The following is a 10828-nucleotide window of genomic DNA, read 5'->3' as shown; positions in this document are numbered from 1 at the left end:
GGTCTTCAGACCCGGTCAGACGCCTGGCTTAGTTGCCTGCTTGGCTGCGGATACGGGGTCTGAAGAACCCCGCTACGAAGAGAGCCCGATCTCCCGGCACTTTTAATCACACCCAGTCCTTTACGCTGCGGTCTCTCCCGACAAGGTCGGGACTGGAAAAGCAGCCGTGTCCTGCGAAGCTTAGGAGCGAAGTGGGAAGCATGAGTGCAGTTGAGCGGTCTGGGCATCCTACACATTCGAGTCCTGATCCAGACGACACAGACAACCCATTTAACCCGCCCGTAAAACTCGAAAAATCACTAGGACTTCTAACTCGTCAGGCGGGTTGCCTGTCCTCATGCTTATCAAAATAAATTATGAAGCTACAATTCATCATACTAATCGCCTCACTTTCAATTGGCCCGCTTTTGGCGAATGAGCCACAAGTCCCGACAGAGCAAAGAAACCAAATTGAGAAAGCCATTGTCGAAGCCAGTATGAGTGTTGTGCTTCAGAAGAAAAAAGTTGAAGCATTAGAAATTGAACTCGAAAAGGAAAAGCATGCCCTGAATCAACTGGAAGAGACTTTAGAGGCCGATATCGCTAAATTGAAGGTATGGAATGACAACAGTCACAACAACACTACGAATCGCATCGAAGAGGAACCTGCCCAGCAGGAACATGTGCTCACGATCCGTGCGAGCGGAAACGTTTATGTCTTGGTCAAAGATAGGACTACGAATGTGGAATTACTCAGAGACACTCTAAGCGAAAACGATAATATCACACTCAAACCTAAGAATGAAGTGGATGTCATGTTTACGGCAGGAGAAAACTTAATTTTTGAGTGGGACGGTAAGGAAGTGAAACCTGAGAGATCGGGGACTGCCAAAATTACCCTCAAATGACTGAGTGCTAACTAAGCGTGTGATTTGCGGTCATAAGCGGTTCCCAGCTTCCGTCTTCATCTGATTACGCCGTGACAATCTGCTGGACTCAGGCTATCCGAAATGAAATCCAATAAAATGAAAGCACTCGTGATAACCCCATTCCTTTTTCTTTTGTCACTGGTAGCGAGTGCCGATTTACGAGATGTCGGCTACAAAATCGGGCCACAGCTATTTAGATATGGCGATAGCATCGAAATCAAAGAAGTGAAGGCATCATCTTCCGGATTTGAGACTGGCGAGACTGTGATAGTCAAAGGAACTTACTCCCTCAGGAGCCATCCTGATGCGAAAATAGGCGTTTTTGTCACGCAGACTGAAAGCCATGGGAAAAGTGAGATTTTGCCGGGGCAGCAAATGGAAATAATAGAAGGAGATGCTGTGTTTGAATTGAGTATAGAGATTCGATATGAAGGCTATCTTCACGTCACTTTTTACCCGACAGAAGGTGGTCGTGGGTTCGGCGGCGTTTATTTTGGGAAATCCAAACAGATGAAAGAAATTGAAGACTGGACACTCGACTGGTATCTCGGCGAGCCATTACCCGAGGGCAAGTCAGGCACCGCACCTGTAATCCAGTCGCAGGTCTCCACTTCGTCCGCTCGATCCCGCGAATGCGAGTCAGGCGCCAGTCTTGATCTGAATTAGTCTGCTTGCTTAGCGATGAACAAGTCCCTCTTTCTACTATTCTTCCGACGTATCACTCAGTCGTTTTGGTTTATTCCAGCGGGGCTTTTTCTGTTGGCGATCCTGACTGCTTTTGTGCTGACGGGCACGGATCACTTGTTGGGCCTAAATGAACGGCTCGAAGATTTCGAGTGGCTCTATGCGAGCAGTCCTGATGGTGCGCGAGCGGTGCTCTCCACTATTGCAGGCTCGATGATTACGGTGGCGGGGGTGCTGATTTCCACCACGGTGGTGGTGCTGACTCTGGCTTCGCAGCAGTATGGCCCGCGCTTGGTGAAGAATTTTATTGAGGACCGCCCAAGCCAAATTGTGATCGGCTCTTTTGCGGGCTGCTTTATATATAGCATCTTGATTATGCGCAATATCCACTCTGGCGAGGTGGATTTTGTGCCTCACTTGTCCATTCTGGTGGCGCTGTTGGCTGCTGTGGTCTGCATCGGTATGATGATTTATTTTATTCATCATATTTCGGTCACGATTCAGGTGCAGTCGATTTTGGAGCGTGTGCACGATGACTTAAGTGCACTGGTGGACGCGGTTTTTCCGGAGGACTTGGCGCAGCCACTGGAGACGCCTGAGCACTTAGCGGACGAGGCGGCCGTTGCTGCGGCGCTGGAGGGCCAGCAGGCCAGTGCCCTGCGCGCGAAGAAGCCGGGCTATTTGCAGGCGGTGCGTAGCGATCGTTTGCTGGACTTTGCGGTCGAGCAGGGATTGGTGCTCGAACTGCAAGTGCAGCCGGGTGCCTTTTTGCTGCGGGGCGAGATGATCTGCCGTGCTTTTTCGGACACAGAGCTCAGCGAAGAGTTGGCCGATGCCTTGTTGGCGTGTTTTGTCTTTGGCCGTTTCCCCACTAGCGAGCAAGACATGTTGTTTCCGATCAAGCAGCTGGCGGAAATGGCGATCCGTGCTCTGTCGCCAGGGATCAATGATCCGCATACCGCCATCGAGTGTGTCGACTATTTAGCGACTTCTTTGTGCGCAGTGGCTGGCCGGCCCTTTCCCTCGTCGTATCGAGCCGATGCTGCAGGGAAGCTACGAGTCATCACGCCGGTGCATACATTTGAAGAGATTCTGCGGGTTGCGTTCCAGCAGATTCACCACTATGGGCGTGAGGATGTGAATGTGGTGAGTCGTATCTTTCTGGCGCTGCAAAAGATCGGAGCCGACGCCAGTCTCGATGGGGCGAGGCGTGATGTGCTGGCTGGTTTTGCTAAAGAATTGCTGGCAAAGAGTGAATCTTGTGCGAGTTGCGAGGGGGACCGTGAGCAGATTCGGCAGGCATATCAGGCCGCCGCCAAGGTGCATTTACAGGCAGTGTAGCGAGAGGGGCGCCGGCATGAGGGTGGCACAAAAAAACGGCGACCCTGTGTGAGGTCGCCGTTGGAAAGTGTGGGATGTGGAGCGTCTTACTCGACGTTGGCACCCACCACAGCGGCCATTTGCATCATGTTGATGGTTTCGCCTTCGGATAGGTTGCGTAGGTCTGTGACTTTACCGGACTTGCTGGTAGAGTTCGTGTTACGGAGGATCGGGAGCAATTTCGCGTCGGCTACGATGAACTTACCTGCGTTTTCAGGCTTACCATTCTCGGTTTTAGTCTGGAGGCCTTCGCCTTTGATGTAGTCCCAGAGCTTCTTAGTGATCTCTGTGCGTGGGAGCTCCGTGGCTCCAAGGAAGGATGCCAGTTCGGCTTTGAGTTTGACGGGCTTGTTGAGTCCTTTGGGTTCGTCTGCCATGATGTTGTGTTTTGTTTATTTTATTTTGTAGGCGAATGCCTGATATATTGATTTTGGGCTGCGGCGCACTTGTGCCGACGGCTTGTGAATCGAGATGGATCGAGTGTTAATCGAGTTTAGAGAGGTGACGCAGTGCGGCGACATAGCCGTCGAAGCCGAGGCCTGAGATGACGCCAATACAGGCTGGTGCGGTGAGTGAGTGCTTCCGAATTTCCTCGCGGCGGTAGATATTGCTGATGTGCACTTCAATCGTCGGTATGTCGCAGCCGGCCAATGCATCGTGGAGCGCGAGGCTGGTATGAGTGAGCGCGCCTGGGTTGATGATCAGGCCAAATACCTCGGAGTCGGCGTATTCACCAATTTCATCGATGATAAAGCCTTCGTGGTTACTCTGGTAGAATTGTACCTGCACTCCCAAGTTTTCTGCCTCTTCGGTTAAGAGGTTTTCGAGGTCGGTCAGGGTTTGGTCGCCATAGATGCTTGGCTCGCGTATGCCGAGCCGATCGAGGTTCGGCCCGTTGATAATGACGATGCGTTTCATGTGATTGCTGTAAAAAATCGTGAAGCTTACGAGTGTTTTGTGCCTGCTGGCAACGCTCTTTGGCTGTGAATCGTGTATTTAATGCGCTTGTGCTGTCTATGCAAATACATGTGGCGAATTCGGGCATTTGATTCGTAAATCATAAGCACGCGGGTGCCTCGTGTAGTCTGAGGGACCTTGGAGCTTGGTCGATAATAGTTCTTTTAGTAATTGCTAATTTCTTCTGCTAATGTTGTACTACTTACGGCTCGTTACTTGAGGGGTCTATGACTTTTCTTGTTCGAGTGTGCATAGCCATTTTTTACCCTCCTCTTATTTTCCATATTGGCTATTTTTGTCTAGATCTATCAACGTTAACTCTAAAAGAAAGAGATTGTTATGAATGAATCGTTATGTGATGTTCGAAGTGGAGAGGAGCGTCGAAGCTCCTTGTCTGGATTGCTGCTAAATCGGAGCTGTTCGTCAGTGTTATGTTTATGTGTAGCTTCCGTTAGTATTCCAATTGTTTCAAGTGCGGCGACCAATATTACGGTGGAAAATTTTGATTTTTCATCCGTGGATAATGCCGATACGGAGACGCCCGCTGTTGGGGTTTTCGGTAGCTATGATCGAGTATTTGGAACTGGGCCTTGGTCAGTCAGCGCGAGTGGGGTCGATTTATCCGGTGATGCTTTGCTTACAGATATAGGTGCGCCCTCCGCTGTGATTGGGGATGGGCTGACCGGAGATGCGACTGTCGGTGCTCTGGTGGCTGCTGATGTCGGTGGAGGCGTTATAGGCATGGGCTCCGCCTCTGTTTATCAGAACAATATTGGTGCTACCTTTGTGGAGGGGTGGACCTATACCTTAACTGCAGATCTTACATCGGCGGATATTTTGAGCGTCGATTTATTGTCAGACGCTGGAGTGGGGATCGGCCTGCGCAGTGGGGGGAGTACGATTTATGCGGATGGTAGTGATTCATTGTTGGACCTAGGCATTTTTGACGCAGGAACGACGAGTATTACCTACACCTTCACTGCAGGTTTTGCTGAGGCCGGCGAGAATATCGGTATTGATCTGTATGTAGGTCATGCCACTGGTGTGCTCACGGCAGGTGTGTTGGGCGCTGTTTCCTTCGACAATATTGTTGTGACTGCCGTGCCAGAGCCTAGCACGAGTGCACTCTTGATTGGGCTACTGGGCTTGTCGTATGTCGGATTTAAGCGCTCGAAGCGTTCTTAAGGCCTGCTTCTAGCGACTATTTTACACAACGGCCCCTCCTTGCAACTCATATTGAGTCGTGAGGAGGGGCCGTTTTTTTGAATTCTATCCCGCTCGTGTTTAAGTGAGCGGGGCCGTTGCCGCTGCTAAGTCCTCAGTGAGGGCGGGCAGACACGGGCTTGTGGCTTGTGGGACTTTGGCGCGCTTTGCTGCGTTTAAGCCGCTTAAAAAGGAGGCTCTTCGTCCAAAATTTCGTCGGAGGGATCAAATGGGGGGGGCTCATCGCTGTTGCCGCCGGCTGCGCCTGCGGCTTCAATGCGGAAAGCCTTGAGATTGACGAAGTATTTCTCGTTCCACTCGCGACCATTGATGTCGAAGGTCACTTTGACCTTGTCGCCGGTCTTGAGCTTGTTGACCAGTTCGACCTTTTCTTTAAGGCACTCGAACTTAATGTCTTGTGGATATTTGTCGTCGGCGGTGGTGACGACAAATTCGCGCTTGTTAAAGCCGCTGCCAAAGGTTTGTTCGTCGAAAATTACTTTTACTGTTCCGGATAATTCGTACATCTGAGGAGTGAACGGTTGTGCTGCTGGAGAAGCAAAACTTTTTTAGTCAAAATTAGTGGAATGCTGCGGCTATGCGGGGAAGCTGTCGCGGAAGACGACTTCTTCGTAGGGGAGCTGCCCTCCACGTGCGTTGGCGTCTTTGATCGCTTTGCCGACAGTGATCATCATGCCGATGACGTGATTTTCGGGCAGTTGAATGATTTCGCCGACCTTGATGGGGTCGAAGCCAATCATGGGGCAGGAGTCGTAGCCCATCGACTTGGCGGCCAGCATGAGTGTTTGCGAGGCGATGCCGATTGAGCGCATGGCTTCGTCGCGCTGCAGTTGAGGGTTGCTGCCGTAGAAGGGAGCAATCATTGGGACCAGCATTTCTTGCACGGGCGCGGGTGCGTTGACCCAGTAGCGTTCTGCATTTTCGTGTGCATGTAGGTCTGCGCAGAGAAGGATGGTGATGGAGGCTTCTGTGACCTGAGCTTGATTCCAAGCGGCTGCTTGGATGGCGGCGCGTTTCTCGGGGTCGGTCACCACCACAAAACGCCAGTTTTGCATGTTGAAGGAGGTGGGGGAGAGCAGCGCTTGCTCCAGCAGCTCTTGGATCTCGATTTCCGACATCTGATGATTCGGATCGTAGTGTTTGACGGAGCGTCGTTGGTGAATTGCGGTGGTAGTGTCCATTGGGCGAAATGTGTGATTGCGCGTAGATATTGCAAGAAAGCGATGTCTATTTCTTGTTCGGCGTGCTGCCTCGGTCTTGCCAGCTCCCTTCCACTTGAATAGTCAGTGGGATTTTGGGCACTCCATTTTCATTGCGCTGAATACCAGACATTAATAGGTCGACTGCGGCAATCCCTAGCATATTCGAATTTTGATCGATTCCGCTAATGCCATTGTAGGCTGGATTTTCAAAGTCGAGGTCGAGGTCCGCGTAGGCTAGGTCTGTGCCGATTTGGATGTCTAGTAGCCGTAAATGCTCAGGCATTTGACTGCTGGCTCCGATGACTGCATCCAGATGTTTACTTTGAATCCATTTACCGATCGAGGCCGTGTCAGGATGTTTTAAGATTAAAGGTTCGATGCGGGCGATTGGGTGGTTGGCGCGGTAGACACGAAAGCCTGCTTGCCAGCGTTGATTGACACGCAAGTCCATATCCTCGGATAGGCAAAAGCCAATTCGCGTGTAGCCTTTTTGAGTGAGCGATTCCATTGCTAAGAGAATCGATGTGTAGTGATCATGAATCACTCGGTTTAAAATGGGATTCATAAATGTGTCACTCATTGCGACCGTGACGAAACGCTCCCACATGATATTTAGCGGCGGTCTTGCGTCCTGTTTGGACAACGAGCCAGAAAATGGGTGTAATATGATGCCTTGTATGCCTCGGCTCCACAGGATTTTGCTCATCCGCTGCTCGGTCATGCCTGGCTCGTTGAGCCAATACGTATCTAAATAGTATCCGTAAGCTTTGGCCTGTTTGTGGGCACCTTCCCAGTATTTGAGTTCGGTGGCGGATTTCTTCCATTCGTTGGGATGGCTGCCTGTTGTGATATAAGCCAGTGGCAAGCCGCGCTCGCTAGCATTTTCTTTGCGTATTGCAGCCATTAGTTTTGAAATCTCAGGCTTGCGGAGATAGCCCATTTCTTCAGCTTTAGCTGTGATTCGCTGTCGCGTGCTTTCCGGTATCTTTGGGTGCTTTCTTAGGGCAAGTGAAACCGTCATTTTGGAGACGCCAATGGCGTCGGCTATATTTTGGAGGCTGACCTTTGGGGGCATGTTGAACCTTGTTTATGGAGATTGATGGCATGATATGTTATCAGTCGCTTTACGTAAACCTCCAACTTGCTTTATTATTTTAGTCAATATTGCACTGTAAGGTGAACTGATTCGTTTCGATACCCTATTAATACTAATACCCCCAATTCGTTGATCGCTTGCTGGACATACGCTGCGCTGGGGGGCTCCACACATGATTACTTCTTTTAAAATTCACTCTGGCTGGACTTTTGGTCGATGCGATGAGTCTGTTCGATATGCTGCTAAGGTGCCAGGTTGTGTGCACACAGACTTGCATCGTGAGGGGCTGATTCCAGATCCATTTTATGGTCAAAACGAGGCGCAATTGCAGTGGATTGAGGAGTGCGATTGGGAGTATTCTACAGAGTTCGATGCTTCGGATGCGTTGTTAGCTGCAGATCATATCGATTTAGTTGCAAATGGTTTGGATACATTGGCGACAGTGAGCTTGAATGGGCAGGTGATCGCGGAGACCAGCAATATGTTTGTGGGGCTGCGCTGTCCTGTAGGTGGTTTACTTAAGAAACAGGGAAATCAGTTGTTGGTTCGTTTTGCGAACCCGATGGATTACATTCGTGCTAGGGAAGGTAAACCTTTGAGCCCGATCGCATGTGATCCGATTGGCGGCCGGCAGCAGATTCGAAAGCAGCAATGTGCCTTTGGTTGGGACTGGGGGCCACGTTTCGCAAGCAGTGGTATTTGGCGTGATATTTATTTAGAAGCTTGGTCAAGTGCACGAATTGAGGATTATAAAGTGGAACAAACACATTCTCCTGCTGGAGTGAGTGTGCGGGTAATTCCTGAGTTACTAGGAGCTGGGGAGTCCACTTTGTGCACTGCACGTCTTTTGTTCGGGGATGTCATTGTTGCAGAAAGCTCAAGCCGAGAAGTAGAAGGCTTGGTGTTGATGGTTGAAAAACCAGAGCTCTGGTGGCCAAATGGGCAGGGGGCACAGCCTGTTTATAGACTTGAGTTGGAACTGACTGATGAAGCAGGTGCGCTCTTGGATTCGCGCAGTCAAGCTTTGGGGCTTTGTGAAGTCTTGCTCGACCGCCAAAAGGACGAGTGGGGCGAGAGCTTTCAGTTCAAGGTCAATGGTCGCGTGATCTTTGCTAAAGGAGCCAATTGGATTCCTTCACATTGTTTTGTGAATGAAGGTGAAGAATTGGCAATGGATGCGCTTGATTCTGCGCGTGATGCCAACATGAACATGATTCGTGTTTGGGGCGGAGGCGTGTATGAGAGTGATACTTTCTTTCAACGATGCCTGGAGAATGGCCTATTGATCTGGCACGATTTTATGTTCGCCTGTTGGACGTATCCGGGGGATGAAGCCTACTTAGCATCGGTGCGTGAAGAAGCGGTTTACCAAGTCCGTCGTTTAAGGAATCATAGTCATCTCGCACTTTGGTGCGGTAATAATGAGATTGTGCAAATGCACTGGGAAAAGATGCGTGATCACCCAGAAGAGGCGCAGGCTTATGTGAAGCTCTTTCATGAGATCTTACCTGAGGTGATCGAAACACATGGTGGGGCCAGTGCTTATTGGCCCAGCTCAGGTTGGAATCCTCAAGACCCGATGGGGTTTACAGATAATGTGGATTCTGGCGATACCCACTTCTGGGGCGTATGGGCCGCGCGTCAGCCAGTCGAAGCTTATGAAGCGCTTGAGCACCGCTTCTTTTCGGAATTTGGTATGCAAGCATATCCATGGCCTGAAACTGCGGCTACTTTCACCAAAAGTCGGAATATTTTTAGCCCTGATATGAATTGTCACCAAAAAAATGGTAGCGGCAATGAGATTATCTTTCACTATATATCCACTCTGTATCGCTTCCCTAAGGATTACGAGTCGACAGTTTATTTATCGCAGCTGAACCAAGCCTATTGTTTACGTTTCGGTATTGAGCACATGCGCCGTAATATGCCTCGTACAATGGGAGCGCTTTATTGGCAGTTAAACGATTGTTGGCCAGTTGCTTCTTGGTCGAGTCTTGATTTTGGCGGACGCTGGAAGGTGCTACAATATGCGGCACGGCGGTTCTTTGCTCCACTGTTGGTTTCCGTAAAGCGCGTCGGCGAAGAGACGGTGATTTGGAGCAATAATTATCGTGTGAGTGACATCAATGCGATGGAGGTGCACACTATTTACGATGGTCCCTGTTCGGTTACTGGGGAATTATCTTGGGCTCTCTGGAGTATACAAAGCGGCAAGCAAGTGGCTGACGGCGGTGGAGTCGTCGAGCTGCTGGCAGGAGAGGCCAAGTTGTATGACACCGTTGATTGTGAGGCCGCGATTCAGGAATATGGACGAGATGATTTGGTGCTTCGCACGCGCCTTTCAGCTCCTGATAATGAGGAGAGTTGTAATACCACCTTCTTTTCTGCACCGCGCCATTTAGAATTTCAAAAGCCTAGTTATCAGTTGGAGGTCGTTGAATTGGCCGCTCAGCAATTTGAGCTTACCTTGCAGTCTGATGTGATCGCCTATCAAGTCTTCCTCAATTTGGATGATGCCCTGGAATTTCGAGCTTCGGACAATGCCTTCGAGCTCTTTCCTTCGGAAGTGAAAAAGGTGCTTATTCGGGTGTTAGAACCTCTGTCCCTAGATGATTTCAAACGAAAGCTCAAAGTCTTTTCCTACTATGATACCTATGAGGAATAGCCCAGGTTGTGTTGCTGTTCGCCGAAAAAATTTATGAATCATTCGAACGACCGTTGATTCAAAGTGTAACCCCTAAATGAAATAAAAAATGAAAAATACTCAATCACTACTCACCCTATTCGCCGCCTCTGCAATGTCTTTGCAGGCTGCTTCATTTACCGATACTGGAGCCGATGCCAGCAATTTTGCATCCTTTGGCAACATGGTATCGTCTTCCGACGGAGATCTCGTCAGCTTGACGCGTACTGATTCTGGTGGCGATGCTGGGGCGGATTGGTACATCGGTGCTTCGACGCGTTTATCACTGTTTGAGGTGGATCAGCAGAATGTTTTGAATATCACGCCCTCTGCTCAGATTGGAGATGGTCAGTGGCAAGTTAATATCTTGTTTTTTGATTCCCTCGGGGACTATATCAATGAGAAAAACCTGATAGCATTCTCGAATAGCACCGCGGGCACTAGCGATAATATTGCAGATTTTGCGACATCCGAGGGGATCGTTGGTGCTGAAAGTTATTATGTTCGCTTCCGCACGCAAGGAGACGTGAATAGTGGCTTTAGCTTCACTGAAGTCGCCGCGGTTCCAGAGCCGAGTCAATCGGCACTGATGTTCGGAGGGCTCGCGCTCGTTAGCATATTTTTACGTCGCCGCCATCGTGACTAATTTTATTGGCACCGAAATACCTGTCGCGAGTCCGTGAATTCGGGCTCG

Annotated in this window: 11 protein-coding genes and 1 pseudogene; 6 read left to right on the top strand and 6 right to left on the bottom strand. The window is 49.9% G+C overall.

The annotated features are described in order from the left end of the window. Positions 1–356 precede the first annotated feature (356 nt). The 3 genes from QEH52_RS11100 to QEH52_RS11090 all read left to right on the top strand — a co-directional run bounded on the left by QEH52_RS11100 (position 357) and on the right by QEH52_RS11090 (position 2933). The gene (locus QEH52_RS11100) at positions 357–887 is read left to right on the top strand and encodes a hypothetical protein (protein WP_308950475.1); all 531 of its coding nucleotides are present in this window, start codon (positions 357–359) and stop codon (positions 885–887) included. Positions 888–989: 102 nt separating this feature from the next. Further along, positions 990–1574: a hypothetical protein gene (locus QEH52_RS11095; protein WP_308950474.1), complete on the top strand. Its 585-nt coding sequence runs from the start codon at positions 990–992 to the stop codon at positions 1572–1574. Positions 1575–1589: 15 nt separating this feature from the next. After that, on the top strand, positions 1590–2933 hold the full coding sequence (locus QEH52_RS11090) for a DUF2254 domain-containing protein (RefSeq protein ID WP_308950473.1): 1344 nt from the start codon (positions 1590–1592) through the stop codon (positions 2931–2933). 86 nt (positions 2934–3019) lie between these two features. Here QEH52_RS11090 and QEH52_RS11085 read toward each other — a convergent pair whose 3' ends face one another. Both QEH52_RS11085 and aroQ read right to left on the bottom strand, forming a co-directional pair. Then, positions 3020–3349, bottom strand: coding sequence for an SWIB/MDM2 domain-containing protein (locus tag QEH52_RS11085; protein WP_308950471.1), 330 nt, complete (start codon positions 3347–3349; stop codon positions 3020–3022). Positions 3350–3455: 106 nt separating this feature from the next. Next, positions 3456–3890, bottom strand: coding sequence for a type II 3-dehydroquinate dehydratase (aroQ, locus tag QEH52_RS11080; RefSeq protein WP_308950470.1), 435 nt, complete (start codon positions 3888–3890; stop codon positions 3456–3458). Positions 3891–4421: 531 nt separating this feature from the next. On the opposite strand from aroQ, the gene QEH52_RS11075 reads away from it, so the two are divergent. Next, positions 4422–5114, top strand: a complete 693-nt coding sequence (locus tag QEH52_RS11075) for a PEP-CTERM sorting domain-containing protein (RefSeq protein ID WP_308950468.1) — start codon at positions 4422–4424, stop codon at positions 5112–5114. Between the two features lie 203 nt (positions 5115–5317). Here the strand turns inward: QEH52_RS11075 and QEH52_RS11070 are convergent, their stop codons facing one another. The 4 genes and pseudogenes from QEH52_RS11070 to QEH52_RS20735 all read right to left on the bottom strand — a co-directional run. After that, positions 5318–5659: a DUF3127 domain-containing protein gene (locus QEH52_RS11070; protein ID WP_308950466.1), complete on the bottom strand. Its 342-nt coding sequence runs from the start codon at positions 5657–5659 to the stop codon at positions 5318–5320. A gap of 69 nt (positions 5660–5728) precedes the next feature. Next, positions 5729–6334 carry a nitroreductase family protein gene (locus QEH52_RS11065; RefSeq protein ID WP_308950465.1) on the bottom strand — a complete coding sequence of 202 codons (606 nt, stop codon included), beginning with the start codon at positions 6332–6334 and terminating at the stop codon, positions 5729–5731. A 46-nt stretch (positions 6335–6380) separates the two neighbouring features. Continuing rightward, the gene (locus QEH52_RS11060; RefSeq protein WP_308950463.1) at positions 6381–7259 is read right to left on the bottom strand and encodes a LacI family DNA-binding transcriptional regulator; all 879 of its coding nucleotides are present in this window, start codon (positions 7257–7259) and stop codon (positions 6381–6383) included. A gap of 36 nt (positions 7260–7295) precedes the next feature. Next, positions 7296–7430, bottom strand: a pseudogene (locus tag QEH52_RS20735) (LacI family DNA-binding transcriptional regulator); the annotation flags it as partial. A gap of 193 nt (positions 7431–7623) precedes the next feature. Here QEH52_RS20735 and QEH52_RS11055 point away from each other — a divergent pair. Both QEH52_RS11055 and QEH52_RS11050 read left to right on the top strand, forming a co-directional pair. Then, on the top strand, positions 7624–10116 hold the full coding sequence (locus QEH52_RS11055; protein ID WP_308950461.1) for a beta-mannosidase: 2493 nt from the start codon (positions 7624–7626) through the stop codon (positions 10114–10116). An 88-nt stretch (positions 10117–10204) separates the two neighbouring features. Further along, entirely contained in the window at positions 10205–10780 is a 576-nt protein-coding gene (locus QEH52_RS11050) for a PEP-CTERM sorting domain-containing protein (RefSeq protein ID WP_308950459.1), read from the top strand. Positions 10781–10828 lie beyond the last annotated feature (48 nt).

Origin of the sequence: Thalassobacterium maritimum (assembly GCF_031127805.1) — a bacterium.
GTDB lineage: Bacteria > Verrucomicrobiota > Verrucomicrobiia > Opitutales > Coraliomargaritaceae > Thalassobacterium > Thalassobacterium maritimum.
Note: the sequence above shows the minus strand (reverse complement) of the source record. Positions and strands in the feature narration are given on the sequence as shown.